25 protein-coding genes and 1 pseudogene are annotated in these 24,955 nt (G+C 64.9%); 15 read left to right on the top strand and 11 right to left on the bottom strand.

Features of this window, described 5'->3' with window-relative positions; translation table 11 throughout:
- The first annotated feature begins 38 nt into the window (after positions 1-38).
- From ACQGNJ_RS03495 to ACQGNJ_RS03475, 5 genes are all read left to right on the top strand, one after another.
- The gene (locus ACQGNJ_RS03495) at positions 39-578 is read left to right on the top strand and encodes a DUF1190 domain-containing protein (RefSeq protein WP_426687844.1); all 540 of its coding nucleotides are present in this window, start codon (positions 39-41) and stop codon (positions 576-578) included.
- On the top strand, positions 578-1,756 hold the full coding sequence (locus ACQGNJ_RS03490) for a glutathionylspermidine synthase family protein (protein WP_426687843.1): 1,179 nt from the start codon (positions 578-580) through the stop codon (positions 1,754-1,756). The genes ACQGNJ_RS03495 and ACQGNJ_RS03490 overlap by 1 nt, the downstream gene beginning before the upstream one ends.
- A gap of 28 nt (positions 1,757-1,784) precedes the next feature.
- Positions 1,785-2,219 (top strand): hypothetical protein, encoded by a 435-nt coding sequence (locus tag ACQGNJ_RS03485; RefSeq protein WP_426687842.1) that lies wholly within the window; start codon positions 1,785-1,787, stop codon positions 2,217-2,219.
- 101 nt (positions 2,220-2,320) lie between these two features.
- On the top strand, positions 2,321-3,493 hold the full coding sequence (locus tag ACQGNJ_RS03480; RefSeq protein WP_426687841.1) for a class I SAM-dependent rRNA methyltransferase: 1,173 nt from the start codon (positions 2,321-2,323) through the stop codon (positions 3,491-3,493).
- Positions 3,494-3,535: 42 nt separating this feature from the next.
- Positions 3,536-4,606, top strand: a complete 1,071-nt coding sequence (locus ACQGNJ_RS03475; RefSeq protein ID WP_426687840.1) for a DNA topoisomerase IB — start codon at positions 3,536-3,538, stop codon at positions 4,604-4,606.
- Between the two features lie 19 nt (positions 4,607-4,625).
- On the opposite strand, the gene ACQGNJ_RS03470 is transcribed toward ACQGNJ_RS03475, so the two are convergent.
- A complete protein-coding gene (locus ACQGNJ_RS03470) occupies positions 4,626-5,819 on the bottom strand; it encodes an NAD(P)/FAD-dependent oxidoreductase (RefSeq protein ID WP_426687839.1) in 1,194 nt (397 codons plus the stop codon).
- 123 nt (positions 5,820-5,942) lie between these two features.
- Between ACQGNJ_RS03470 and ACQGNJ_RS03465 the strand changes: the two genes are divergently transcribed.
- The 3 genes from ACQGNJ_RS03465 to ACQGNJ_RS03455 all read left to right on the top strand — a co-directional run bounded on the left by ACQGNJ_RS03465 (position 5,943) and on the right by ACQGNJ_RS03455 (position 8,516).
- Positions 5,943-7,388 (top strand): DNA recombination protein RmuC, encoded by a 1,446-nt coding sequence (locus tag ACQGNJ_RS03465; RefSeq protein WP_426687838.1) that lies wholly within the window; start codon positions 5,943-5,945, stop codon positions 7,386-7,388.
- A gap of 187 nt (positions 7,389-7,575) precedes the next feature.
- Positions 7,576-8,178, top strand: a complete 603-nt coding sequence (folE, locus tag ACQGNJ_RS03460; RefSeq protein WP_426687837.1) for a GTP cyclohydrolase I FolE — start codon at positions 7,576-7,578, stop codon at positions 8,176-8,178.
- 92 nt (positions 8,179-8,270) lie between these two features.
- Complete coding sequence (locus tag ACQGNJ_RS03455) at positions 8,271-8,516, top strand: EF-hand domain-containing protein (protein WP_426687836.1); 246 nt, start codon at positions 8,271-8,273, stop codon at positions 8,514-8,516.
- Positions 8,517-8,566: 50 nt separating this feature from the next.
- Here ACQGNJ_RS03455 and ACQGNJ_RS03450 read toward each other — a convergent pair whose 3' ends face one another.
- From ACQGNJ_RS03450 to ACQGNJ_RS03415, 8 genes are read right to left on the bottom strand one after another with little or no spacing between them, the layout of a single operon-like run.
- A complete protein-coding gene (locus tag ACQGNJ_RS03450; RefSeq protein WP_426687835.1) occupies positions 8,567-9,772 on the bottom strand; it encodes an ABC transporter permease in 1,206 nt (401 codons plus the stop codon).
- Positions 9,769-10,503 carry an ABC transporter ATP-binding protein gene (locus tag ACQGNJ_RS03445; RefSeq protein ID WP_426687834.1) on the bottom strand — a complete coding sequence of 245 codons (735 nt, stop codon included), beginning with the start codon at positions 10,501-10,503 and terminating at the stop codon, positions 9,769-9,771. Before ACQGNJ_RS03445 ends, ACQGNJ_RS03450 begins: the two co-directional genes overlap by 4 nt.
- Positions 10,500-10,673, bottom strand: coding sequence for a hypothetical protein (locus ACQGNJ_RS03440; protein WP_426687833.1), 174 nt, complete (start codon positions 10,671-10,673; stop codon positions 10,500-10,502). The genes ACQGNJ_RS03445 and ACQGNJ_RS03440 overlap by 4 nt, the downstream gene beginning before the upstream one ends.
- A gap of 12 nt (positions 10,674-10,685) precedes the next feature.
- The gene (locus ACQGNJ_RS03435) at positions 10,686-12,233 is read right to left on the bottom strand and encodes an alpha/beta hydrolase (protein ID WP_426687832.1); all 1,548 of its coding nucleotides are present in this window, start codon (positions 12,231-12,233) and stop codon (positions 10,686-10,688) included.
- 28 nt (positions 12,234-12,261) lie between these two features.
- A complete protein-coding gene (locus ACQGNJ_RS03430; RefSeq protein WP_426687831.1) occupies positions 12,262-12,456 on the bottom strand; it encodes a helix-turn-helix transcriptional regulator in 195 nt (64 codons plus the stop codon).
- Positions 12,449-12,859 (bottom strand): hypothetical protein, encoded by a 411-nt coding sequence (locus ACQGNJ_RS03425; protein WP_426687830.1) that lies wholly within the window; start codon positions 12,857-12,859, stop codon positions 12,449-12,451. The genes ACQGNJ_RS03430 and ACQGNJ_RS03425 overlap by 8 nt, the downstream gene beginning before the upstream one ends.
- Positions 12,860-12,893: 34 nt before the next feature.
- Positions 12,894-13,523, bottom strand: coding sequence for a hypothetical protein (locus tag ACQGNJ_RS03420; RefSeq protein WP_426687829.1), 630 nt, complete (start codon positions 13,521-13,523; stop codon positions 12,894-12,896).
- A 10-nt stretch (positions 13,524-13,533) separates the two neighbouring features.
- Positions 13,534-14,400, bottom strand: a complete 867-nt coding sequence (locus ACQGNJ_RS03415; RefSeq protein ID WP_426687920.1) for an alpha/beta fold hydrolase — start codon at positions 14,398-14,400, stop codon at positions 13,534-13,536.
- A 524-nt stretch (positions 14,401-14,924) separates the two neighbouring features.
- Here ACQGNJ_RS03415 and ACQGNJ_RS03410 point away from each other — a divergent pair.
- The 4 genes from ACQGNJ_RS03410 to ACQGNJ_RS03395 all read left to right on the top strand — a co-directional run bounded on the left by ACQGNJ_RS03410 (position 14,925) and on the right by ACQGNJ_RS03395 (position 20,143).
- Positions 14,925-15,473 (top strand): fimbrial protein, encoded by a 549-nt coding sequence (locus tag ACQGNJ_RS03410; RefSeq protein ID WP_426687828.1) that lies wholly within the window; start codon positions 14,925-14,927, stop codon positions 15,471-15,473.
- Positions 15,474-15,552: 79 nt separating this feature from the next.
- Positions 15,553-16,299: a fimbrial biogenesis chaperone gene (locus ACQGNJ_RS03405; protein WP_426687827.1), complete on the top strand. Its 747-nt coding sequence runs from the start codon at positions 15,553-15,555 to the stop codon at positions 16,297-16,299.
- Positions 16,299-19,061 (top strand): fimbria/pilus outer membrane usher protein, encoded by a 2,763-nt coding sequence (locus ACQGNJ_RS03400; protein WP_426687826.1) that lies wholly within the window; start codon positions 16,299-16,301, stop codon positions 19,059-19,061. The genes ACQGNJ_RS03405 and ACQGNJ_RS03400 overlap by 1 nt, the downstream gene beginning before the upstream one ends.
- Positions 19,058-20,143: a fimbrial protein gene (locus ACQGNJ_RS03395; protein ID WP_426687825.1), complete on the top strand. Its 1,086-nt coding sequence runs from the start codon at positions 19,058-19,060 to the stop codon at positions 20,141-20,143. The genes ACQGNJ_RS03400 and ACQGNJ_RS03395 overlap by 4 nt, the downstream gene beginning before the upstream one ends.
- 209 nt (positions 20,144-20,352) lie before the next feature.
- Here the strand turns inward: ACQGNJ_RS03395 and ACQGNJ_RS03390 are convergent.
- Both ACQGNJ_RS03390 and ACQGNJ_RS03385 read right to left on the bottom strand, forming a co-directional pair.
- Positions 20,353-20,472 (bottom strand): annotated as a pseudogene (locus ACQGNJ_RS03390) (IS66 family transposase); the annotation flags it as partial.
- 56 nt (positions 20,473-20,528) lie between these two features.
- Positions 20,529-21,029 (bottom strand): hypothetical protein, encoded by a 501-nt coding sequence (locus ACQGNJ_RS03385; protein ID WP_426687824.1) that lies wholly within the window; start codon positions 21,027-21,029, stop codon positions 20,529-20,531.
- Between the two features lie 805 nt (positions 21,030-21,834).
- Here ACQGNJ_RS03385 and ACQGNJ_RS03380 point away from each other — a divergent pair.
- The 3 genes from ACQGNJ_RS03380 (at position 21,835) to ACQGNJ_RS03370 (ending at position 24,920) form a co-directional block, all read left to right on the top strand.
- Entirely contained in the window at positions 21,835-22,857 is a 1,023-nt protein-coding gene (locus tag ACQGNJ_RS03380) for a hypothetical protein (RefSeq protein ID WP_426687823.1), read from the top strand.
- A gap of 10 nt (positions 22,858-22,867) precedes the next feature.
- Positions 22,868-23,362 (top strand): hypothetical protein, encoded by a 495-nt coding sequence (locus ACQGNJ_RS03375; RefSeq protein ID WP_426687822.1) that lies wholly within the window; start codon positions 22,868-22,870, stop codon positions 23,360-23,362.
- A gap of 349 nt (positions 23,363-23,711) precedes the next feature.
- On the top strand, positions 23,712-24,920 hold the full coding sequence (locus tag ACQGNJ_RS03370) for a hypothetical protein (RefSeq protein ID WP_426687821.1): 1,209 nt from the start codon (positions 23,712-23,714) through the stop codon (positions 24,918-24,920).
- Positions 24,921-24,955 lie beyond the last annotated feature (35 nt).

The raw sequence follows: 24,955 nt of genomic DNA, 5'->3' as shown, positions 1-24,955 counted from the left end.
CAGGCATGCTTGGGCAGATACCTTGTCCGAGCATGTCCATGAAACGATCCCGCACCGCCGCCCTGCTGCTGATGAGCACGGCCCCGCTGCTGCTGACCGCCTGCGACCGCAATGAATCGCGTGAGGGCCTGTACACCTCGGTCGAGGCCTGCGTGGCGCAGACCAACGACAGCCAGACCTGTGGCGAGGCATTCTCCAAGGCACAGCAGGAGGCCGTGGCCACCGCGCCGAAGTTTGCCAGCCGCGAGGAATGCGAGGCCAGCTATGGCAAGGAAAAGTGCGCCGAACGCAACGACGGTGGCAACCATTCGTTCTTCGGTCCGCTGATGACCGGCTTCTTCCTGTCGCAGATGATGCGCAATGGCGTGGCGGCGAACGGCTTCAACAGCGCGCCGGCGTTTCGCGACAGCAACGGCGGCTGGCAGCGGCCGGCACCCGGCGGTGCCAGCGGCGGCGTCTATCGCGGCGCGGCGGCGGGCACCGGCATGGTGCCGATCACGGCCACGCCGAATCGCGCGGTTACCGTCAGCCGGGCCGGCTTCGGCAGGTCCAGCGGCAGTCGCGGTTTCGGCAGCTGATGCGTCGCATCGCCCTGGCCGAGCGCGCCGACTGGCGCGCCAAGGCAGCCGACTGCGGTTTCGGCTTCCACACCATCGACGATGCCCCGTACTGGGATGAATCGGCGTATTACGCATTCACCCTGCGGGAAATCGAGCACGACCTCGAAGCACCCAGCGAAGAGCTGCACGCGATGGCGCTGGACATGGTCGAGCGCATCGTCGGCAGCGAGCAGCACATGCAGCAGCTGGCGATCCCCGAGCCGTACCGCGACTGGATCGCGCAGAGCTGGCGCGAGCGCCAGCCACACCTGTACGGGCGCATGGACTTCGCCTACGACGGCAGCGGCCCGGCCAAACTCTATGAGCTGAATTACGACACGCCGACGTCGCTGTTCGAGGCGGCGTTCTTCCAGTGGCAATGGCTGGAAGACCAGCTCGCGCGCGGCCAGTTGCCGGCCGGCAGCGACCAGTTCAATTCGATCCAGGAATCGCTGGTGGAGGCATTCGGCACCATCGCGCGCGGCATTGCGCGGCCGTTCCACTTCGCCGCCGTGCGCGACTCGACCGAGGACCAGGGCACCATCGCCTACCTGCGCGATTGCGCCGTGCAGGCCGGCATCGACTGCGGCACGCTGGCGATCGAGGACATCGGCCTTGCCGAAGACGGCCGCTTCACCGATCTCGACGACAACGTCATCGGCTGCCTGTTCAAGCTGTATCCGCTGGAAGATCTGTTTCGCGAATCCTTCGGTCCGTATCTGCCGCGTTCCGGCCTGCAGCTGATCGAGCCGCCATGGAAGGCCCTGCTCAGCAACAAGGGCATCCTGCCGCTGTTGTGGGAGGCCCATCGCGGCCACCCCAACCTGCTGCCGGCCGAGTTCGACCAGGGTGGTGAACTGCCGCGCGGCTGGGTGCGCAAGCCACTGCATTCACGCGAAGGCGCCAATATCGCGATGCATCTGGATGACGGCCGTGAGCTGCGTACCGACGGCCCGTACGATGGCCCGTGCATCCGCCAGGCTTGCCATCCGCTGACCGGCTTCAACGGCCACTACCCGCTGATCGGCAGCTGGCTGGTCGGCGATCGCGCCTGCGGCATCGGCATTCGCGAGGACCGTTCGCTGGTGACGCAGGACGGTGCCCGCTTCGTGCCGCATGCCATCGTCGAAGAAGCACGCGGCGTGCTGATCGCCTAAGCTTGCGCTTTTTCCGCAAGGGCCTCGCATGCGCACCATTCTGTTCCGCCTGATCGGCGTCCTCGAAATCGCCGGCGGCTTCTACGGCGTGGCGGCCATGCTGCATCGACTGCTGCCGTTCGGCCCGCATGACAGCCTGGTCGCCCTGCTCGGCCTGGCGCTGTATGGCTTCGTGCTGGCCGCAGGCATCCAACTGGTCGCTGGCAGCGAACACGGCGTGCGCATGTCGCGCTGGGCCCAACTGCTGCAGCTGCCGCTGATCGCCCTGCCGGTGTTCAGCTACGGCCTGCATTGCGGCGCCTTCGTCAACGTGTTCGCCACCTTGCAGGCGACGCCGCGACTGGCCATCGACTGGCAGCTCGGTTCGCAAGGCTTCCTGCTGGCGATCGCCGGGCCGTCCGTATCGCGGCTGGGCATCAACCTGCTGGCGCTGCTGTCCTGGCTGATCCTGCGCCTGCGCTGAAGCTGTGCTCACTCCCCTGCTTTGCAGGGGAGGGCCGGGCCAGTACCAGCAATGCTCTCCGCCAAGCGGGGAGGAACCCGGCCACCAGCTATCATGGGCGGATGAATACTCCCGCCGCGCTCCCCATCATCCGCCTGAAATCCGACCGCAGCCCCGGGCATCCGTGGGTGTGGTCGGCGCAGATCTACAAGCCGGAAGCGAAGCTGCCGCCGGGCAGCGTGGTCGAGGTGCAGGATGCCAAGGGTCGCCACGTCGGTCGCGCGTTCTGGAACGGTCACGCACGCATCGCACTGCGCTTGCTGGACACGCATCCCGAAACCGGCATCGACGCCGAATGGATCGCCGCACGCATCGCCCGCGCCGTGCAGCTGCGTCGCGACTGGCTGCAGCTCGACGCCGTCAGCGATGCCTGGCGCGTGGTGCACAGCGAGGGCGATGGCCTGTCCGGCCTGATCGTCGACCGCTATGCCGACATCCTGGTGATCGAATACTTTGCCGCCGGCATGTGGCGTTTTCGCGAAGCGATCCACGCTGCGCTGCTGACCCACTTCCCCGGCACGCAGCTGTACTGGTTCGCCGAGTCGCACGTGCAAAAGCAGGAATCGTTCGACTGCCGCAGCCCCGACGTGCCGGCAGCCTTCGAGGTGCACGAACACGGCCTGCGCTTCCACGCCGCGCCCGGCTCGGGCCACAAGACCGGCTTCTTCGCCGACCAGCGCGACAACCGCAAGCGCTTCGCCGAACTGGCGAAAGGCCGCCGCGTGCTCGACCTGTGCTGCAACGCCGGCGGCTTTGCCGTGCATGCGATGGCGGCTGGCGCGCGCGAAGCCGTTGGCGTGGATCTGGACGCCGGCATCCTCGAAGTGGCCCGTGCCAACGCACAGGCTAACGACGTGGCGGTCACGTTCGAGCAGTCCGACATCTTCGACTGGGTGCGCGCGGCCGTGGCCCGCGGCGAGCGCTACGACGCGGTGATCCTCGATCCGCCCAAGCTCACCCGCGACCGCAACAAGGTCATGGACGCGCTGAAGAAATATTTCGCGATGAACCGGATGGCGCTGGACATCATCCCGCCCGGCGGCCTGCTGCTGACCTGTTCGTGCACCGGCCTGGTCGGCGAAGGCGAGTTCCTGGAGATGTTGCGGCGAGTGGCGCTGAACGCCGGTCGCGAGATCCAGGTGCTGGAAGTGCGCGGCGCCGGCGCCGACCACCCGTTCCGCACCGATGTGCCGGAAGGGCGCTATCTGAAGGCGGTGTTCTGCCGCGTCGATTGAGGCTCACATCGGCTTGACTGACGCCGCGCGCACCATCCGCGCATGGCCAGCCCACCGAGTGACAGCGACCCCGACTTGCGCCGCGACGTCCGCGCGGCCGGCCTGGTCTACGTCAGCGATGCGCAACCAGGTATCCGACGCCTGCGTCGCGGCAAGGGCTTCAGTTACCACACTGCCGATGGGCGCCGGATCAGCAACGCGAGGGTGCTTGAGCGCATCCATGCGCTGGCGATTCCACCGGCGTATGCGGATGTGTGGATCTGCGAAAACCCGCGCGGTCACCTGCAGGCCACCGGCCGCGATGCGCGCCAGCGCAAGCAATACCGCTATCACCCGCAATGGCGCGTGCTGCGCGATCACGGCAAGTTCGATCGCGTGCTGGCGTTCGGCGCCGCACTGCCGGCCTTGCGTCGACGCGTGCGGCGCGATCTGGCCCGACCCGGCCTGTCGCGCGACAAGGTGCTGGCACTGATCGTGCGCCTGCTCGACGAAACCCTGATCCGCATCGGCAACGAGGCCTATACGCGTGACAACAGGAGCTTCGGCCTGACCACCCTGCGCTCGCGCCACGTGCGCGCCGAACGTGGTCGCCTGCGCTTTGCGTTTCGCGGCAAGAGCGGACAGGAGCGCGAGGTGGAACTGAGCGACCGCCGCCTCGCGCGCATCGTGCACCGTTTGCAGCAATTGCCGGGGCAGCACCTGTTCCAGTACCTCGACGACGAAGGCCAGCACCAGCCGATCGATTCGGGCGAGGTCAACGCTTACCTGCACGAGACCGGTGGCGAGGACTTCAGCGCCAAGGACTTCCGCACCTGGGGAGGCACCGTGCACGCGGCCGGTGTACTGGCGCGCACGCCGCTCCCGGCGAAGGGCGGCGAGCGTGCGGTCCGCAACGCACTCGCTGCAGCGATCAAGCAGGTGGCGGCCACGCTGGGCAACACTCCCGCGGTCTGCCGCGCGTCCTATGTCCACCCGCTGATTCTTTCCGGCTGGCAGGATGGCAGCCTGCAACAGGTGATCCCTGCGCGCGTCGCGGCCCACCCGCGCCAGCTGGAACAGCACACGCTGCGCTACCTGCGTGGCCAGTTGCGCGCTGCACGCCGCAAGCGCTGATGCTCATCGTGTCGACCACTCAGGCTTTCGCCGGCAGCCGTCCATGCAGGCTGGCCGCATCGAACGGTCCCGGCTCGGCGATCAGTGCGCGCGCGGCATCGACCTGGTCCCACGTGTTCCACAGCAACACACCGCGCACGCGCCCCTGGTCGAGGTAGTACACCACGCCTTCGCGGTACGGCTCGCGCCAGTCCTCGACCACCTGCAGGCGGGTGTCCAGCAGGCCCACGGCCTCGTAGCCCAGATCGAACAGGTCGGAGTAGAAGTACGGCTGGGTGACGTATGCCTCGGCGGCGCCAGCCATCGCGCGCCCGGCATGCCGGCCCATGCTGACCGCGGCGTCTTCGTGTTCCACGCGCATGCGGCGGTCCAGGCTCACGCTGTGAAAATTGGCGACGTCGCCGGCGGCCCAGATCTCCGGATCGCTGCTGCGCAGTTGCGCATCGACGACGATACCGTTGTCGACCGTCAGGCCAGCCTGCTCGGCCAGGGCCACATTCGGTGTCACGCCCAGGCCGGCCACCGCCGCCTCCACCAGCATGATCTCGCCGTTGGACAACGCCAGTTTCACGCCGCCCTGGGTGGCTTCACCGCCCGTGACGCGGGTGCCCGGGTGCAGGTCCACGCCGCGACTGCGGTAGTAGTCGTCAAGATGGCGCGCCAGCGCCTCGGGGTAGCGCCCGGCACCGATCGTCTCGCCGGGAAACAGCAGGCTGACCTTGCAGCCGACGCTGCACAGCGAGGCAGCCAGCTCGCAACCGATGAAGCCGCCGCCGATCACCGCGATGTAGGCACCCGGCTTGGCATAGCGGCGCAGCGCCTGATAGTCCGCCAGCGTGCGAAAGTGAATCAGCCGCTCGCCACCGTCGAACGGCAGCAAGCGCGGCGTGGCGCCGGTGGCCAGCAGCAGGCGGCGATAGCGATAGCTGTCGCCCTGTTCGTCGTGCACCACATGCGCCGCGCGATCCAGCGCGGCGATCCGTCGACCCTGATACAGCGTCGCGCCGCTTTGCGCCGTGGCCAGGTCAATGTCGGCCGGCGACTTGTCACCTTTCCACAACGCCTTGCTCAACGGCGGACGCTGGTACGGCGGCGACGGATCGTCGCCGACCATGCCGATATTCGCCGCTGCATCGACCTCGCCGATCGCCTTGGCAGCTGCGTCGGCAGCCATGCCGCCACCGATGATCAGATAATCGTGGATGTGTTCCATGACATTCTCCAGGGCTGCGATCGGCCCATCTTGCACCGCCCCGGCAACGGCAACGTGAAAACCGGGCGCAGCCGATGAGACGGCTCGACGTACACTGGATGCCTTGCCTCGGGAAAACGTTCCATGCCGCTCACCGAAATCCTGCTGATCCTGCTGGTCATCCTCGCCGCAGCCGTGCTCCTGCTGCAGGCAATCCTGTTGCTGCGTGGCCGTGGCGAGCCGGGACTGGGCATGAAACTGGACGCCCTGAAAGACGACGGCGCCCGCGTCGAACGCACGCTGCGCGAGGAACAGCGCGCCGGCCGCGAGGAATTGCAGCAAAGCTTCGACCGCTTCCGCGGCCATCTCGGCGAGCAGCTCGGCGGGATGTCACAGCAGCAGGCCGAGCGCATCGACGGCTTCGGTCAACGCCTGACCCTGCTGACCGAGCGTACCGACAACGGCCTGCAATCGTTGACCCAGCGACTGATCGACGATGCGCGCAAGGGTCGCGAGGAAGTCGCCACCACGCTGAATCGCCTCGGCGAACAGCAACAGCAACGGCTGACCGCGCTCACCGCCGACAACGAAAAGCGCATGGGTGAAATGCGCGCCACGCTGGAAGCCAAGCTCGGTGCGATCCAGCAAGACAACGCGGCCAAGCTCGAGCAGATGCGTGCCACCGTGGATGAAAAACTGCATGCGACGCTGGAAACCCGCCTGGGCGAATCGTTCAAACTGGTCTCCGAACGGCTCGAAGCCGTGCAGCGTGGGCTGGGCGAAATGCAGAGCCTGGCCACCGGCGTGGGCGACCTGAAGCGCGTGCTGACCAACGTGAAGAAACGCGGCATCTTCGGCGAGGTGCAGCTGGGCGCATTGCTGGAAGACATGCTCACCGCCGAGCAATACGCCTCCAACGTGATCACCGTGCCGGGCAGCAATGACCGGGTGGAGTTCGCCATCCGCATGCCGGGGCAGGAGGAAGGCGAACACGTCTACCTGCCGATCGACGCGAAGTTTCCGGTCGAGGACTACCAGCGCCTGCTCGATGCCCAGGAAGCCTCCGATGCCGAGGCTGCACTGGCCGCCGGTCGCGCACTGGAAGCCCGCGTGCGCGAGGAAGCCAGGCGAATCCACGGCAAATACGTGGCGCCGCCGCACACTACCGACTTCGCGGTGCTGTACCTGCCGACCGAGGGCCTCTACGCCGAGGTGATCCGCAGGCCCGGCCTGTTCGAGAACCTGCAGCGCGACCACCGGGTCACCGTGGCGGGCCCGACCACGTTGAGCGCCCTGCTCAACAGCCTGCAAATGGGCTTCCGTACGCTGGCGATCGCCAAGCGTTCGAGCGAAGTATGGAAGATTCTCGGTGCGGTGAAGAATGAGTTCGGCAAGTTCGGCGTGGTACTGGAAAAGACCCGCAAGCAACTCGACGCCGCGCGCAACAGCATCGACAGCGCCGGCGTCCGCACCCGCGCCATCGAACGCACGCTGCGCGAGGTGGAATCGCTGTCGGGTGATGCCGGTCAACTCTTGCTCGATGATGCACCGACATTGGCCGACGGCGCGGACGACGCCGTCGACGAGTGATCCTCCGCACGACCACGGCAGTCGGCGGCGGAACCGGTCGGCACAATCGTGCATCCAATGACGCCGTATTGCCGTATCGCTACGCCAGCAAGGCTGCACCCCGTCAAGGGAGCTGCAACACCCCCGGATATCCAGGCAAGACCGCCATCCGGGTAGACTTTCCCTTCGATTTATCCAAGGACCCGGCATGAGCGACCACGCCAAGCACCCCGATGTCACGCGCGAACAGGCCGAAGAGGCCGTGCGCACCCTGCTGCGCTGGGCAGGCGAAGATCCCTCGCGCGAAGGCCTGCTCGACACGCCCAAGCGCGTGGTCAAGGCCTACAGCGACTGGTTTGCCGGCTACGCCGAGGATCCGGCCGAATTCCTCAAGCGCACCTTCAAGGAAGTCGATGGCTACGACGAGATGGTGGTGCTGCGCGACATCGAGTTCGAGAGCCACTGCGAGCATCACATGGCACCGATCATCGGCCGCGCCCATGTCGGCTATCTGCCGACCAACCGCGTGGTCGGGATCAGCAAGCTGGCACGCGTGGTGGACGGCTTTGCACGACGCTTCCAGGTGCAGGAGAAGCTCACCGCCGAAATCGCCCACTGCATCCAGGAGACGTTGCAGCCAGCCGGCGTGGCGGTGGTGATCGACGCCAGTCACGAATGCATGACCACACGCGGCGTGCACAAGCGTGGCGTGTCGATGGTGACCAGCCAGATGCTCGGCACGTTCCGCGAGGACGCACGCACCCGCGCCGAATTTCTGCAGTTCATCGGCATCCACGGCGGTCATCGCTGAACATCCGTCCACTCGCCGGGCTGCTGGCGCTGCTGCTGGCGCTGCTGCCGGCCTGTGCAGCGGCGCAGGATGACCGCGCTGCCTACCTGCAGATGTTCGATCGCGATGGCGACGGCCGGGTCAGCGAGGTCGAATACCTGGCCTACATGGACCGCAGTTTCCGCAGCATGGACAGCAACGGCGACGGCATCCTCGAAACCGGCGAGCTGCCCGGCAACCGCGGCCGGCCGATCACGCTGACGGGCTTCCACGCCAACCTGCGCGAGCAATTCCACAAGCTCGACCGCAACCACGATGGCTACCTCAGCGCCCGCGAACTGACCGCGCCGCCGCGCTGAGTGCCTTGGCTCCCTCCCTGCAATGCAGCGGAGGGAGCCAAGGCGTTTGTTCAGGCCGAAATCGCCAGCTTCTCCGAGCGATACAACTGGGCCGTCACCAGCACCGCCGCCAGCGCCGTCACCAGGCTGCCGGCCAGGCACAGGCCGACCTGCTCGATGCTGACGCCATCGCCGCGCAGCAACTGCATGATGCCGAGGTTCTGGCCCAGCAGCGGCACTGCATACATCCATGCCTGCGCCTTGATCGGCAGGAACGACAGCAGCAGGCTGGGAACGATCGGCAGCAGCATCAGCAGCGAGATATAGGTCTGCGCCTCGCGATAGCTCTTGGCGAACGCCGCCACCAGCGATTGCAGCGCGGCCAGCAGCACGACCAGCGGCAGCATCAGCAACAGCACGTAGCTGGCGAAGTGCAGGCCGAGGTCCAGTTCCATGCCGATCTTCTCGGCAGGAATGAACTGGCCCACCACGGCAAAGGCCAGCAGGGTGATCAGCAGGCTGGCGGTGGAGAACACGCAGATCGCCGTCAGCTTGCCGCAGAGGATTTTCCAGCGTGGCACCGGGTTGGCGAACAGCGGTTCCAGCGATTGCCGCTCGCGCTCGCCGGCGGTCAGGTCGATCGCCAGGTACATGCCGCCCAGGAAGATGGTGATGACCAGGAAGTACGGCAGCATCGCGAACATCAGCACCGCCCGCGATTGCGGTGTGGCCTGGTCGCGCGCGGCCACCTGCAGCGGCCACGCGGTGGTCGGCGACAGCCCGCGGGCGACCAGTCGCATCGCGCCCTGCTGACGCGAGTAGCTTTCGATCAGTCGGGTCACCCGCTCCACCGAGCCTTGCGCATCCCGCTGCGACGAGTCGTGGAACAACTCGACCTGTACCGCCTCGCCCTTGCGCCACGCCGCGCCGTAGCCGGGGGCGATCCGCAGCACCACATCGGCGTCCTGCTTGCGCACGGTCTGCTCGGGATCGGCCACCGCCGCGGCCGGCACCACGCCGCCTTCGCGCAGTGCATTGATCAGGTTGGGGGCGTACTGGGCGCCAATCACCGGCACGCTCAGTGGCTGCTCCGCCTTGTCCAGTTCGCGGTTCACCGTGAAGCTGATCAACATCACGAACAGCAGCGGGCCCAGCAGCGGACCGGTGAGAAAGGCGCTCATCAAGGTGCGGCGATCACGCAGATTTTCCCTGACCTCCTTCAGGAACACGGTGAGCCACGCACTTCGACGCGAAACGTTTGCGCTCGTGGTCTTCATGCCGCCAGCCCCTCTTCGCTGCCGATGATCTTGACGAAGGCTTCCTCAAGATTCGTTTCGCCGGTTTGCGCGCGCAGGGCCGCGGGGGTTTCGTCGGCCACCACCCGACCGTGCGCGATCACCACGATGCGATCACACAAGGCCGCCACCTCCTGCATGATGTGACTGGAGAACAGCACGCAACGGCCCTCGCTTTTCAGCCGCTGCATGAACTGGCGCAGCGCGCGCGTGGCCATCACATCCAGGCCGTTGGTGGGCTCGTCGAGGATGACGTTGCGCGGGTCATGCACCAGGGCGCGGGCAATTGCGGTCTTCACCCGCTGGCCCTGTGAAAAGCCCTCGGTGCGCCGGTCGGCGATGTCGCGCATCTCCAGCGCATCGACCAGCGCTTCGCGCCGGCTTGCCAGCAGATCTTCCGGCAAACCCTGCAGGCGCCCGAAATAGTCGATGTTCTCGCGCGCGCTCAGTCGCTTGTACAGCCCGCGCGCGTCCGGCAACACGCCGAGCTGCCGACGCACCGCCAACGGGTCGGTGGCCGCATCGATGCCGTCCACCAGCACCTGGCCGCTATCGGGCGTCATCAACGTGTACAGCATGCGCAGCGTCGTGGTCTTGCCCGCGCCGTTGGGGCCGAGCAGGCCGGTGATCTCGCCGTCGCGGGCGCTGAAGCTGACGCCGTCAACGGCCTTCACCATGCCGAATGCCTTGTGCAAATCCCGGACTTCAATCACGACTGTTCACTCCGCTTGAAACAGGTGTCCCGCCCTGCAGTCACCACGGACATGGTGGCAAGCAACGGCAGCAGGACGAGGGAAAGGAAGGGTGACGCCCCCAGCGCGGCCGAGGCCATGATGGCGGCGGCCCAGAGGATCGCGTTCGCGAGAACCTGCTGTCGTTTCATGGTGCGGCTCCTTCAGGGGGTTGCGCCATTGAAGTCGATGAAGATCGGCGTGGGCTGAAGCCGTTCCAGGCAGCTGGCATCCAGCGCCTTCGGATCAAGCTGCTCGACAAAATGCTGGATCAGTTGCGGCGTGCAGCCGACGGCCATGACGCTGTGTGCCTGACCCTTGAGGGTGAGCACGCGCGCATTCGGCAAACCCCTGGCAATTTCCTCGGCGTAGCGCGGCGGCGTCACCGGATCGTACTGACCGGCCAGCAACAACACCGGCTTGTCGGTTCTCAGCGGCTGGTGGAAATCCGCCGGGCGCGTGCCCCGGGGCCATACCGAGCAGACCGCCTTCAGCGCATCCACGATCCGCGTGCCCAGGATGGTGTCGGCGTCCTGCGGACGGCGCACGAGCAGATCGGCATCCTCGCTGCAGATCACCGAATACTGCATGCCACTGCCCATCAGCTCGGACAGTTCACCGGACAGCAGCTTGGCCTGTCCAAGCAGCGGCCCGACCTCGCCATGGGCGGCCGCGTCGATCGACAGCGGCAGCAGGGCAGCGGTGGCCGGCGTGTACGCGAACATCCGCACCACGCTGGCCAGCGAGTCTTCGTCCAGCATGCGCTTGACCGTCTGGTAGGTCTGCGGGTCGCGGAAGCTGACCTGGTGCGGATTCGCGCGCAGCGCGTCACGCAGCTGGTACAGCGTCTGATCCGGATCGCCGAACTTCCTCTTGCATGCCGGCTCCGCGGTGCAGCGGGCGAACTGCGCTTTCAACGCATCGTCCAGATTGCGCGCGAAGTCCTCGCCCAGCGCCAGCGAATTCGGCACCGCGCTGTCGAGCACCACGCTGCGCACCGACTGCGGGAAGCGCATCAGGTATTGCTGCGCCATCCGCGTGCCGTACGACACCCCGAGCAGATCGAGCGGCGGCGCGCCGAGCGCCCGCCGCACATCCTCCAGATCCTGCGCCGCGATGGTGGTGGTGTAGAAGCGCGGATCGGCGCGGTCGGCCAATTGCTTCGCACACTGCGCGGCAGCCTCGCTCAACTTCTCCACGTTGAACGTACTGTCATCCGGCGCCGGCGTGGCCGCGGAATCGCGGCAGCTGAGTGCGTTCGAGCCACCGGTGCCGCGCTGATCCAGCAGCAACACATGACGATGTGCCAGCAGGGGCCGCAGTACCGCTGCGACCTGTGCCGCCGAATCCGTCGCCGCCTGGCCCGGACCGCCGGCGAGGAATGCCAGCATGTCGCCACTGGCCAGCTGCGCCCGCGAGCGCAGCACCGCCAGCTTCAGCGTAATCGTGCGGCTGTGTGGGTCGGCGCGGTTTTCCGGCACCGGAAAATCCGCGCACCACGCCGCCGTGCTCAGCCCGCTGTTCGGCGGAGACAACTCGCATGCAGTCAGTACCACGGTGCCCAGAGTCCAGGTGGCCCGCGGCGCTTTGGCCACGGACGCCGATGCATTCGGCGCGACTGCCGCGGCGGGCGCAGTCCGGCCCTGCTCGCGGTGATGGGCGACGCGATTGCCGGCGAGGATCGCCACGGCGATGGCGACCACCACGCCCATGCGTTTTCCGGATCGGTTACTCACAGGATCATTCCCCAGGTTCAAAAATGGTTTCGATCGATTGCCCGAACAGACGAGCGATCTTGAACGCCAGCGGCAGGCTCGGGTCGTACTTGCCGGTCTCGATGGCATTGATGGTCTGCCGCGACACATCCAGTCGTTCGGCCAGATCGGCCTGCGACCAGCCTTGCTCCCCGCGCAGTTCGCGCACGTGGTTATTCATGGCTGCGATAGCGCCAGACAACCAGCAGCTTGGCCAGACCGAATGTGGCAAACAGGCAGGGCATCACCCAGATCGCCACCGCCTGCCCCGATACACTCCAGCCGATGTCTGCCCCCAGCAACAGGCCAAAGCTGAAGAAGCCGAAGCCGGTGACCATCGCCGAGATGGCGAAGGATTCCAGGTCGATGCGGCGTTCCAGCTCATCCTGGTCGCGAACCACCCGCACCATCGCGCGAATCGCCAGCAGGATCGGCAGCAGGGGCAGCAAGGCCAGCACGGTCCGCAATGACGCGCTGTGCACCCTGGCCATCAGCAGGCCGGACAGAACGATCAGTATGGAATACGCCACCATCGCGGGCAGGAACTCTCGCAAATAGCGTTTGTGCACTTCGCGCATGGCCATCAGCATCCCTCCCGCTTGTTCGACAATGAGTGGTTCATCGCGTCACCCCTTCCCCGCCCCTGGCCGCTGCAGCCTTCTGGCGCTGTCGATGGCTGATCAAGCGGAACACCGCGAATATCAGGAATACGGCGGTCATGCCGACGAAGATGCCCGCGGCGTGACTGTCCTGCTTCACGCGCGCAAAGATCGCCACGGCGGCCATCAGCAGTGCCGCCAGAAAGGCACGCACATGAGTTGGAATGCCCGACTCGCCTTCGCAGGCAAACATGTCGCCGCCGTAGCGCCGCACCAGCATCGAGCGCGTGGCACCGTAGCTGGCCATCAGTACCGGGAATACCCAGATCAGAATCGATCCATCGATGGCCAGCACGTGGGCAGCGGCCAGGAAGCCGCCGACCAGACTGAGCGCCGCGGTAAGCATCGTGGCCACGCCCAGCGCCACCAGGTGCATGCGCTGCTCCAGCTCATCGCTGTCGCGGATGCGCCGCGCCATCAGCATGAACAGGTAGAGCATCGGCGCCACCGGCGCCAGCGCCAGCACGCCTCTCGCCGCAACGCCGTCCACGGTGCGCGCCAACGGCCATACCAGTAACAGCAAGGCAACGTAGACCACCATGCTGAGCAGTGTCTGCCACTGATAGCTCTTGTTCGAAAGACGGGACATGCGGGTGACCTCAGAGCGACTTCAGGAAATGGTCCAGTGCCTGCTGGAACTTCGCGGGTTGATCGAGCATCACGAAATGCCGCGACGGCGAGATCGACACCACCTTCGCGTTCGGCGCATTCGCCAGCAGCGATTGGTAGTAGGCCGTCTTCTGCGCCTCGCTCATCACCATCGGCGGCGTGCTGAAATCCGGCGCGTTGTAGGGCGAGATCTCGAGGATCGGCACGTTCGCGTTCTTCAGCCCCGCACGTCCGTCGGACGCGAGATCCTCCGCCATGTACTCGGCGCTGGCCTTGATGTCGCTGCGCGCATTCATCGGCGCATAGCGCGCCGCCAGCTGCGGATCGATCACGCCGATCTTCTGCATGTAGCCCAGCGACTGCGCCCGGAACTGCTCTGGCGTGGCCGCGCCCATCTGCTGCTGCATCTGCGCCGCCATCGCCTTGCGCTGCTCCGCACCCACCCGCTCCATGCCCGGGAAGATCGGCAGGCCGTCCACCGCGACCACGCCGGAGATCAATTCGGGATGCTCACCGGCAAACCGCAGCGCCAGCGTGCCGCCAAGGCTGTGCCCGACCAGCACCGGCCGGTCGATCTTGCGCTGCTCGATCAGCTCCTTCAGCGACGCATCCGCGCGATCGAACAAATCGCCGCCAGCGGCAGGCGCCGGCATGCCGTCGAAACCGGCCAGCGTCACCGCATACACCACATGATCCTTCTGCAACTGCGCGATGGTCTGCTGCCACACCCACGGCCCGCCCTGCAGGCCGGGAATCAGGATCACCGCGCGACCATGGTCGCCGTGGCGTTCGACCTTGAGCGTGCCCGTCACCGTCGGCAAGGTGGGGAATGACCACGCAGCCCCACTCGTCACCACGGCCAAGGCACATCCAAGCAGTCGAGAAATCGTTCGACCCGTCGTTCTTTTCATGCAAGTTCCCCTTGTAGGTAATGTCAAGCAGCCTTGACAAGGCGAACACTAAAGACATGCCTGAGCGATGTCAAGCAACCTTTACAAAAGGAACCAAAGAACGAGATTCTCGTGAAATTTGCGTAATACACGGCCTGCGGTAAAGGTGACCGAGTTGGCATTTTTTGTGTCAATATTTGTCAGGGAATGCCGCAGATCCTGCGGAAAACCGTTGCGCAGCCTCACGCAAGGCCACGTCCGAGGGGAGCAGAAGCCCGGAGTAATCGTTTTCACATTCCTCTTGGCATGGTCATTGCTTCATCTCCAGCGGTAACGGCAGCATGCGCCACTGGCAGTTCGTCCCGGGGGGCCAGGAGGACACCAGTCCAACATTTGGAAGCCACGCCGAGGATGCAGATCGCAACCGCCGGCTCATCGTTCTTACGCAGTACCAGTCAAATCCAATCGAAACCCGCTCAAGGAAAACCACAATGAAGAAGACCCTGCTTTCCGCCGCTCTGATCGCCGCCGTGGCCACCATCGGGTTCGTTCCGACGGCCAACGCCGCCGACGGCACCATCACCTTCAGCGGCAAGGTGTTGTCGTCGACCTGTACCGTCAGCAATGCGAGCGGCGGTGTCGTCGCGGTCACCTTGCCCGATGTACCGGCTACCGCCTTCACTGGAGCGGGCACCACCGCAGGTGCGAAGTCCTTCTCGTTGACGCTGACCGGCTGTCCGACGACGCCGTCTGGGGTCCAGGTAGGTGCGGCGTTTGGCGGCGCGTCCATTGACGCCACGCACGCCGGTACCATCTTGAACTCGACGGGCGCCACCTTCTCCAACGTGAATGTCCAGATGACCGACTCGGCGGGCACCGCCATCAATCTGAGCACGAATTCCAACCCGGTCAGTGCAACCATCGACAGCAGCGGCGCGGCAACGCTGGCCTACCAGGCCCGTTATTACCAGCCGACCGCCGCTGCCATCACCGCGGGCCTGGTGACGGCTTCGGTGACCTACACGCTGACCTACAACTAAGGCGATCGCACTCAAGCCTGTCCGCATTCCTGCGAATGCGGCAGGCCTGCCGTCACCCGACTCCAGTGTAGAGGTGCCCATGAACATCCTGATCCGTGCATTTGGCGCGGCGGTTGTCGCTTTGTTTCTGGCGATCCCCGCAGCCCAGGCCAGTGTTGTCATCGGCGGCACCCGGGTGGTGTTTCCTGGCCAGCAGGGCGAGGTTACCGTGCGCCTGTCCAACGAAGGCGATCACCCTGCGCTGGTCGAGGCATGGATCGACACCGGCAATGCGGATTCGACACCGGACAGCGTCACCACGCCTTTTCTGATCACACCGCCGCTGTTTCGCATGGAGTCGCACAAGGATCAAAGCCTGCGGATCCTCTACACCCAGGGCTCCCAGCCGTTACCGACTGACCGCGAGTCGATTTTCTGGCTGAACGTGCTGGAAATTCCGCCCAAACCCGACGGCCACGAATATGCGGGCCGGAACTATCTGCAGTTCGCTATCCGCTCACGGGTAAAGCTGTTCTACCGTCCGGCCGGCCTGGAAGGCGACGCGCTCAAGGCTGCGGACAAGCTGATCTTCCAGATCGCGCCTGGCCAGGGTGCAGCACTGCAAGTGCACAACCCTACGCCGTATTACGTCACGATCAGCAACCTGTCGCTCGGCGCCGGCAGCAAACCGCTGGCGGCAATTAGCGGCATGGTCGCGCCCTTTGGCGACCTGCGCCTGCCGCTGAAGGGGCTCGCCCAGACGCCTGCCGTCGGCACGCCGATCGTGTTCGTCACCATCAACGACTTCGGCGCGGCTGACACCCACAAGGGCGCCGTGGCGCCGTAATGAAGCGGCAACGCGCGCGCCCCAGCCACGCCCCGACGCGCCATGCTGCGCTCGCGCTGGCCTGTGGCATGGCGCTTGCCGGCTCCATGGGATGGCCTCGCCAGACTCTGGCCGCGGCCTCGGGCGCAGCTCCTGGCGGCGCGACCGCCGATGCCAGCGCGGGGGCCAGCGGCGGCTTCGCCAGTTTCGACCGCAGCATGCTGGCCGGTACCGGCGACAACACCACCGACCTGAGCCGTTTCGAACACGGCAACCCGGTACTGCCAGGCAACTACAACCTGGATGTCTATCTCGGCAAGAACTGGGTCGGCCGCATGGACGTGCGATTCGCCGTGCCATCGCCCAATACCAGCGCCGTGCCATGTGTGACTTCCGACCTGCTCGATCGCCTCGGCCTCGAGCCCACCACACCCGTGGCACAACCGGAATCCTCCACCGCCTGCGTGAACCTGGCCGATCTGATTCCCGGCGCCACGCTGTCTTTCGACATGCCGAACCTGCGTCTGGAGGCCAGCGTACCGCAGGCATACATGAACCTCAGGCCACGCGGCTGGATCAATCCGGCATCCTGGGACGCGGGCGTGCCGGCACTCCTGCTCAACTACAATTTCAACAGTTACCGCACCACCAGCGGCGGACAAGGCCAGACCAGCACTTACCTGGGGCTTCGATCCGGCCTGAACATCGGCCTGTGGCAGCTGCGGCAGGACAGCACGGCGACCTGGCAGTCGGGCGTCGCCGGCCGGCCGGCCCAACGCCACTGGCAGAACATTGACACCTACGTGCAGCGGGCCCTTCCCAGATGGAGTGCCATGCTGAACCTGGGCGACAGCTACACCGATGGCTCCGTGTTCAACAGCTACGGCTTGCGCGGCGTGCAACTGGGTACCGACGATCGCATGCTGCCACAGTCGCTGCGCGGCTATGCTCCGGTCGTACGCGGTGTCGCCTACACCAATGCCAAGGTCACGGTGTCCCAGAATGGCGTGCAGATCTACCAGACCGCCGTCGCACCCGGTCCGTTCGTGATCAACGATCTCTATCCCACCGGCTACGGCGGTGACCTGGATGTGGTGGTCACCGAAGCCGACGGTCGCCAGCACAGCCTTACGGTGCCCTACGCCTCGGTGGCTCAGCTGATGCGCCCCGGCGTCACCCGCTTCGACATCGCCGCCGGCCAGTTGCGCGACTCGGCTCTGCACGACAAGCCCGGCGTAATCCAGGCCTCGGCGCAACACGGCTTCAACAACCGCTTCACCGGTTACGCCGGCGTGCAGGGCTCCGCCGGCTACGCCGCGGTGCTGGTCGGCGGGGCGTTGAACACGCGCTTCGGCGCGCTGGCGCTGGACGTCACCCAGGCCCATGCGACCATCCCGGGCGACGGCGCCCACAACGGCCAGAGCTATCGCATCACCTACAGCAAGATCATCCCGGAAACCGATACCTCGTTCAGCGTCGTGGCCAACCGCTATTCCACCAGCGGCTTCCTGAGCCTGAACGATGCCGAGTTTGCACGCGACTACGCGCGGCGCGGCCTGAACGCCCTGCAATACCTGCCGTCCAATGTGCAGACAATTGACGGCGTGCCCGTGCAAAGCCTGCTCACGCCTGCGCAGCTCGCGGCGTTGAACGGCACCGCCTACAACAGCCGTGACCTCTATGTCTCGCGCGGTCTGCTGCAACAGCGCAACCGCTTCACCCTGACGCTCAGCCAGCAGTTGGGACAAAACGGCAGCTCGCTTTACGCCAATGCCACAGTCAACGATTACTGGAACCGCCGCGGCAGCGACAGCCAGTTCCAGGTTGGCTACAACAGCCATTTCCGCCGCCTGGCCTGGAGCGTATCCGTCAGCCGTGGGCGCACGGAGTTCAGCGGGAACGACAATCAGATTTTCTTCAACGCCAGCCTGCCGCTGGGTAGCACTTCGCACGCGCCCAGCCTCTCGTTCAACGCCAACCACGACAACAACACCGGCACTCAGGAACAGACCACCGTCAACGGTACGCTGGGCCAGTGGAACCAGTTCAACTACGGCGCCTCCGCCTCGCATGGCGACAACGGCAACGCCTTCAGCGTGAACTCCGGTTACAGCAGTCCTTACGCCACATTCAACGCCAGCGTCGGCCACGGCAGGGACTACTCGCAGGCGTCCTTCAACGCCAGCGGCGCAGTGGTCGCCCACCATGGCGGCATCACCTTCGGCCCACCAACCGGCGACACCGTCGCCATCGTGCACGTACCCGGTGCGGACGGTGCACACATCACCAATGCGCCAGGACTCAGCGTGGGCCGCTCCGGCTATGCGCTGGTGCCCTATCTCACGCCCTATCAGCTCGACACCATCCAGATCGACCCGCAAGGCCTGCCGTTGGGCGTGCAACTGGACGCCACCAGCGCGCAGGTGGTGCCTTATGCTGGCGCGGTGGTGATGGTGGATTTCAAGAGCAAGACCGGCCTTGCGCTGATTGCGCGTATCCGCATGTCAGATGGCAAGCCGGCGCCGTTTGGTGCACAGGTATTCGATAGCACAAATGAAGGGTTGGGCGTGGTCGGCCAGGGTGGCCTGAGTCTGCTGCGCGGCGTCGGCCCGAGCGGCAGGCTCAACGTCCAGTGGAATGATGAACAGGGCGCGGCACATGCTTGCGCATTCCCCTACACGCTACCCAAGCCCGGCAAGATCGTGGCAGCGTATCAGCAGATACAGGCCACGTGCGTTGCGGAAATTCCCGCAGCACTGCCGCCGAAGAAGGGTGGAGCATGACCGACAGTACAACCATCAGCACGTCACCTCTGCAACGCGCATCCCGCCGCGCAGTGGGACGACGAACGGCAAACGCTGACGTCCAGAAGCATTCACGGCATGGCGCCGCCGGGCACGGGCAGTTGGCGGTGTTTCTGCTCGCCTTTTTTGCGCTGGCTGTGTCTGGCCGCGCCTACGCCAATTGTTCCGACACCAATAGTCCCGGCTCGGTGACGTTCTCGCCGCCCAACGGCCAAATTACCCTGTCAAACACCGGCGCAGGGATCGGCACCATCCTGTGGACGTCGTCTCAAGCCACTCCCGCAAACTACCCCACCCTCAACTGCACGGGCACCACCAACAATGGCGTCGTCAGCAGCTATGGCCCGCCCGTAGGCAGCGACGAAACGCTCTATCCAACCAATCTTTCATGGCTGTCCTTCCGGATTCTGCATCCAGACACCTCCTCCCCCTTGTCAGCCTATCCGGGCAATGCGTCCGTACCGACAGGAAATGTTCAATTCAGCGTAGCTTCTGCTTTGCAACTGGTGGTGACTGGCATCATCCCCCAAGGTCAGCAAGGCAGCACGCAGCAAATGACCATCCCGGCTGGACAGCTCGCGCGGTGGAATGTCGACATGACGAGCGGCGCCAAGCCTGTCGAAATTTTCATGATAACCAACATCGAATTTGTCATTCCCACCTGCACCGCGGCTATCGACCCGACCGTGGTAATGCTGTCTGCGGTGCGCGCATCGGCTTTTTCCGGCAAAGGCAGCACCGCCGGTCAGCAGCCTTTCCAAGTGCAATTGAACTGCGTTTCCGGCGCCAATCTCAGTATCACCTTGAGCACAGCCAACGGCTTGAACAATAAGAGTCTTGGAGTGATCAAGAACGTCGTCGGTGCGCAGAACGTAGGTGTGCAGATCCTCATGCAGGACGGTAGCACCCCCGTTACCTTCGATAACGCCATCTCCGAAGGCCCTACTCAGAATGGCACCATGTACCTGCCCTTCTACGCGCAGTACTACCAAATCAGAAAACAAAACGTAACAGTCGGTGATGTCAGTGCTACAGCCACCTATACATTGACCTATCAGTGAAAGGATGCGGTCCTTGCCATTCGCCCAGGAAGTCGTCGCCACACTTGCCGGCCAGACTGGGGCAATGGTCTAAGATCACGATGCGCAGTGGCTCCGGACGTCAGTACGCTCCCGCACCTCCGGCAATTGCTGCATCCCTTGCTTTACCTCCGGCATCCCTGCCGTTGCGTGCACTCACGTCATACGACCCGACGTGGCCAGTGTTGGGTAAACAGGCAAGCACGTTTGATTTTGCCCGCGCCCGGATCGAGCTGAGCGACTGGGGTTTCGTCGGCGTGCAGTACTTCGGCGGTCAGCGGCTTGGCGCGCAGGGCATCAACCAGGGGTTGTCAAACAGCGGGACAGGCAGTCGGGACGAAGCACAGCGAGGTCCAGCTTGACCTGCTTATTCGTAGGTCTGGGTGACCAGCAGGGGATCCACGGCATCGGCACGGCTGGCGCGGATGTATGTGTGGAAATAGCGCAGCACCTTGTCATCGGTGGTGCCATCGATATGGACCACGTCCAGCGCGAAGTTGCGCGACGCGCCAACGCTGGCGTCAGGCGAACCGCAGCGATGATGAAGCTGCAGGTTTTGCAGAGCCTGCACCGAGACAGTGACCGGACACGTCGGCGTCACCACTGCTCCCGTGAATGACAGCCGCCCCGCGGCCTGCGCGTCGCAGGAAAAGAACACCCCTGCCAGGCACAGGCAAGCGGTGGCCAGGACGGAAAACAACGCTGACATCTCATCATCCCTCCTGGGAGAGGCTGGTTCGACGACCGAACCGTGACAGTCAGATAGTTGAATTAATGTCACGCTTGCGTCGTGATCTGCATCACGTCTTGAGCGTGAGATCCACGTGAAGGCTTGCGACTCTTCACAGGCACGCTGCAGTTCGACCATCCCTCAAGCGGAAGCGGTCATTCGGCGCTGCTGCTCCGATAGCTCCATCCGATGGTCGTCCATCCTCGACATCGTGGCCCGCCATGGCGCAGGTCACCTCCATGGTCCCCCGCCTTGGCGCCAGACTCGACGGCAAGTAGCGCGGATGGCGATCAAGCCCTGTGGGAGGGCCAGTACCAGCCGCTTCGCGCCGCGCAAGGTCGCCGACCAACTTCCAACAAGCCTCCGCGCCCGCGATATCAAAAAGTGCGCAACCGGTGAACTGCCTTCGTCAACAGTGCCTGCCAAATGGTTGCGCTTGGTGGAGCGGAGCCAGGCGTCATGGCGAAAGTGCGCCCGCATACCTCGGCGAGGGCGGGTGGAAGCGTCGTCCGCCTCTCACCGCTTGTCGCCTTACCGGCCAGCGTCGGACGGGCGCAGTCAGGTGGTGCCCCCAGTGGATCCAGCAAAGACCGGTTGCACCCGAGCCGCGGGGCACATTCCGGAAGCACCGACACCAACCGTTCCAATGTGACTCAGCCCGGTCTTTTGTGACACAGACCTCATCGCCGACATCCGACTGTCTTTGCGTTGATTGGACCAAAAATCCAATAGGATGGCGTCAGGCGGGGCAATCAGAGGCTTTCAGGACGCTTCCGGCAAGCGGGGACGGCGCAGTGGCACCATGAACGCGCTACACATCGCGCATGTTCATTTTATTTGGCATCTTACTTGCTTTGGCCTGCCATACAGTGTCAACCAAGCATCTTCGGGGTGGCTCATCGTGAATCTGGCAGGGCATCACAAGGCTGAGCGCAGGGACCACGTGTCCCCAGCCAACCCGTGCCTCCCGTTTGCCACTTACGGAAGAAAACTGCTTTTCGGCGTGCTGTTGCTGTCCGCGTCGGCACTGATCGCCACGGCATCGGCGACAGGCGTGGCCGCCGGCACGCAGGTGAAGAACACGGTGGTGGTGAGCTATGTGCAGGACGGGGTCAGCCGCACCGACACGGCCAGCACGGTGTTCGTGGTCGACCAGCTGATCGACGTGGCCACGCTGTGGCAGGACGCCAAGCCGGTGCAGGCAGCCGCCGGTTCGTCCGCGCAGACGCTGCTGTTCAAGGTGACCAACACCGGCAACGGCAACGACAGCTTCGCCCTGGCACCAACCGCCCTGCCCGCCAGCGGCAACGATTTCAGCGTGGAGCACTGCAAGCTGTTCCTGGATCAGGACAACAACGGCAGCTATTCCGGCAACGACCCCGAGTACGTGCCCGGCAGCAACGACCCCATGATCGCTGCCGGCGGCCATATAAACGTGTTCGCGTTGTGCAACCTGCCGGCGACGGCGAATGACGGCACGTTTGCCCAGGTGAGGCTTGCCGCCACTTCGAAGACATTCAGCGGTGGCGCAGGCAGCGCCAAGCCCGCAGCGGGCACCTCCGGCCTGACCCTGGTGGTCGGCCTGAGCGGCGGCTCCTCATCGGCCAATGGCACCTACCAAGCCAGCAGCGTCAACTACCAGTTCACCTCGACCCAGCGGGTGACCGACAAGTCCGGCGGCAGCGTGGCGACCTCGGGCTCACGCATCCTGTACACGCTCATCGTCACCGCGAATGGTGGAAGCGCGACCGGCCGCAACCTCGTGGTGACCAATCCCATGCCCGAACACACCACCTACATACCCGGCACGCTGACGCTCGACAGCGCGGCGCTGGGAGACAGCAACACCGACGGCGATGCGGGCGATTTCGGCATCACCGCCAGCAACGCCATCGCGGTCAGCCTCGGCAACGTGCCCGGCTCGGCCAGCCCGCACATCATCACTTTCGAAGTCACGATCAATTGAGGTCACCCGCATGAAATCGATCCGCATCCCCCTTCTTGTGCTTGGCCTGCTCGCCGCGTTCGCGCTGCAGGCAGCACCCGCCAACGGCAGCATCGAGCTGCAGTCGGTGGCGACCCAGCAGAAGGTCACCGTCCAGAAGGACGGCAGCAAGCACGTCGAGATGGTTCCTGCAGCACGCGTGGTGCCGGGCACCGAAGTCACCTATGCGATCAACTATCGCAACGTGGGCAGCAAGCCGGCCGACGACGTGGTGATCAACAACCCGGTGCCGCAGCACATGGACTATGTCGCTGACTCGGCCACCGGTGCCAACACCACCATCAGCTATTCGGTCGATGGCGGCAAGACCTGGGCCGCAACGCTCGCCCAGCTGTCAGTGAAGGGTGCCGACGGCAGCATGCGTCCGGCGACGGAGAAGGATTGCACCCACATCCGCTGGGTGGTGAACGGCAAGGTCGCGCCTGGCGCGAAGGGCTCGGTAAGTTTTCGTGCCGTGCTGCAGTAACTCGGGGTTCTGCAGCACCGCAATGGCATGACATGACAAGAGCGGTCATTCACAAGTTTTGCTGACCGGGCCGAGCAGGCCCGGTTACTCGGGGAGCATGGCGTTGTGACGCAACCGCCGACGGGACAAACCCGCACGGTATAGGGAGTTCACGCACTGCGAGGTAGATGCCGGCCAGACACGTTGTGTCTGGCCGCAGTGGGAAGTGCGTGCCGAAAACACGCAGGTGACAACGGCGCAACGGTGCAAGAACCGGAGCGCCGGCAACACGGCCAGCCAGGCATGGCGACACCGATCCGCGCGGCCAGCGGATCAAAAGTCCTGAAATGAACTTACAGAGGAAACACCCATGAAACTTGTCAATCGAGCCAGGCTCGCCACGACCTTGATGGTCGGTGCGCTGCTTGGGCTGGGGTCGATGGCTGCAAATGCAGCAGTCACCACCGCCGGTACCCCGATCAGTAACACCGCCACCGTGGACTACAAGGTCGGCGGCAACGCACAGACGCCGATCGCGAGCTCGCCCACCGGCAACTCAACGCCCGGCACCGCCGGTACCCCGACCCTGTTCGTGGTCGATGCAAAACTCGCCCTGACCGTGAGCAAGGTGGACACCACCATCGTCAACGTGTCGCCGGGCCAGTCCCTCGCCGTGCTGACCTACAAGGTCACCAACAACGGCAATGCGATCCAGGGTGCCCTGCTCAGCGCGGGTTCGCTGGCCAACGGCACGGCCAACCCGTTCTCGGGAGCCGTCGACGATTTCGACAGCACCGCTGCCGTCGTCCACGTCTCGGCCAACAACACCGCGACGTACAACAACACCAATGACACGGCTACGTCGATTCCGCAGCTGGCCATAGGCGCTTCCGCCTATGTGTTCGTTACCTCCACCATCCCGACCGCGCAAGCCAATGGCGATGTGGCCGTGATGTCGCTGACCGCAACGGTCGCCGACAAGGGCGCCGCCGCCACGTACGGTTCGGCACCGGGTGCCGCTTCGGTGGATCAGTCCGGTACGGCCTGGACCTCGGGCAACCGCGCTGCGCTGAACATCTTCGCGGATGCTGCCGGCACGGACGACCTTGCGCTTGACGGCAAGTCGTCGGATCGTGACGCCTACCTGGTGCAGTCGGCGAAGCTGACCATCTCGAAGACCTCGAGCGTGATCACCGATCCGATCTACTGCACCACGCCTGGCGTCGCCAGCAGCTGCACGATCCCCGTCGGCAAGTCGCTGCACTCCATCCCGGGCGCCGCCGTGCAGTACACCATCACGGTCGCTTCCTGCGATACCACCACCTGCCCGGGCGCCGTTGCGGCCACCGGCGTCAGCCTCACCGACAGCCTCGCCACGCAGATCACCGCGGGCAACATCGCCTATGTGGCCGGTTCGATGAAGGTTGCGGATCCGTCGAACTCCAACGTCGCGACGAGCTGCTCCGATGCGTCGGATGCCGACAAATGCTCGTTTGCGACCAACGTGGTTTCGGTATCGGGCATCAGCCTCAACCCGGGCCAGAACGCGGCCGTGACTTTCGTCGTCACCATCCCGTAACGGCTGACTGATCACACCGTGTTCAACACTCTGCT

This window comes from Rhodanobacter ginsengiterrae, from assembly GCF_050026815.1.
In the GTDB taxonomy this organism is placed as follows: domain Bacteria; phylum Pseudomonadota; class Gammaproteobacteria; order Xanthomonadales; family Rhodanobacteraceae; genus Rhodanobacter; species Rhodanobacter ginsengiterrae.
The sequence above is the reverse complement of the archived record's forward strand: the minus strand, read 5'-3'. Positions and strand labels throughout refer to the sequence as shown.

Excerpts from the sequence above, each read along its gene's own strand:
- ACQGNJ_RS03370 (WP_426687821.1), top strand. The coding sequence starts at position 23,712 with ATGAAACTTGTCAATCGAGCCAGGCTCGCCACGACCTTGATGGTCGGT.
- ACQGNJ_RS03400 (WP_426687826.1), top strand. The coding sequence starts at position 16,299 with ATGAAGCGGCAACGCGCGCGCCCCAGCCACGCCCCGACGCGCCATGCT.
- ACQGNJ_RS03485 (WP_426687842.1), top strand. The coding sequence starts at position 1,785 with ATGCGCACCATTCTGTTCCGCCTGATCGGCGTCCTCGAAATCGCCGGC.
- ACQGNJ_RS03470 (WP_426687839.1), bottom strand. The coding sequence starts at position 5,819 with ATGGAACACATCCACGATTATCTGATCATCGGTGGCGGCATGGCTGCC.
- ACQGNJ_RS03430 (WP_426687831.1), bottom strand. The coding sequence starts at position 12,456 with ATGAATAACCACGTGCGCGAACTGCGCGGGGAGCAAGGCTGGTCGCAG.
- ACQGNJ_RS03375 (WP_426687822.1), top strand. The coding sequence starts at position 22,868 with ATGAAATCGATCCGCATCCCCCTTCTTGTGCTTGGCCTGCTCGCCGCG.
- ACQGNJ_RS03495 (WP_426687844.1), top strand. The coding sequence starts at position 39 with ATGAAACGATCCCGCACCGCCGCCCTGCTGCTGATGAGCACGGCCCCG.
- ACQGNJ_RS03405 (WP_426687827.1), top strand. The coding sequence starts at position 15,553 with ATGAACATCCTGATCCGTGCATTTGGCGCGGCGGTTGTCGCTTTGTTT.
- ACQGNJ_RS03420 (WP_426687829.1), bottom strand. The coding sequence starts at position 13,523 with ATGTCCCGTCTTTCGAACAAGAGCTATCAGTGGCAGACACTGCTCAGC.
- ACQGNJ_RS03410 (WP_426687828.1), top strand. The coding sequence starts at position 14,925 with ATGAAGAAGACCCTGCTTTCCGCCGCTCTGATCGCCGCCGTGGCCACC.
- ACQGNJ_RS03490 (WP_426687843.1), top strand. The coding sequence starts at position 578 with ATGCGTCGCATCGCCCTGGCCGAGCGCGCCGACTGGCGCGCCAAGGCA.
- ACQGNJ_RS03395 (WP_426687825.1), top strand. The coding sequence starts at position 19,058 with ATGACCGACAGTACAACCATCAGCACGTCACCTCTGCAACGCGCATCC.
- ACQGNJ_RS03450 (WP_426687835.1), bottom strand. The coding sequence starts at position 9,772 with ATGAAGACCACGAGCGCAAACGTTTCGCGTCGAAGTGCGTGGCTCACC.
- ACQGNJ_RS03440 (WP_426687833.1), bottom strand. The coding sequence starts at position 10,673 with ATGAAACGACAGCAGGTTCTCGCGAACGCGATCCTCTGGGCCGCCGCC.
- ACQGNJ_RS03475 (WP_426687840.1), top strand. The coding sequence starts at position 3,536 with ATGGCCAGCCCACCGAGTGACAGCGACCCCGACTTGCGCCGCGACGTC.
- ACQGNJ_RS03480 (WP_426687841.1), top strand. The coding sequence starts at position 2,321 with ATGAATACTCCCGCCGCGCTCCCCATCATCCGCCTGAAATCCGACCGC.
- ACQGNJ_RS03465 (WP_426687838.1), top strand. The coding sequence starts at position 5,943 with ATGCCGCTCACCGAAATCCTGCTGATCCTGCTGGTCATCCTCGCCGCA.
- folE (WP_426687837.1), top strand. The coding sequence starts at position 7,576 with ATGAGCGACCACGCCAAGCACCCCGATGTCACGCGCGAACAGGCCGAA.
- ACQGNJ_RS03435 (WP_426687832.1), bottom strand. The coding sequence starts at position 12,233 with ATGGGCGTGGTGGTCGCCATCGCCGTGGCGATCCTCGCCGGCAATCGC.
- ACQGNJ_RS03425 (WP_426687830.1), bottom strand. The coding sequence starts at position 12,859 with ATGGCCATGCGCGAAGTGCACAAACGCTATTTGCGAGAGTTCCTGCCC.
- ACQGNJ_RS03385 (WP_426687824.1), bottom strand. The coding sequence starts at position 21,029 with ATGGTCGAACTGCAGCGTGCCTGTGAAGAGTCGCAAGCCTTCACGTGG.
- ACQGNJ_RS03455 (WP_426687836.1), top strand. The coding sequence starts at position 8,271 with ATGTTCGATCGCGATGGCGACGGCCGGGTCAGCGAGGTCGAATACCTG.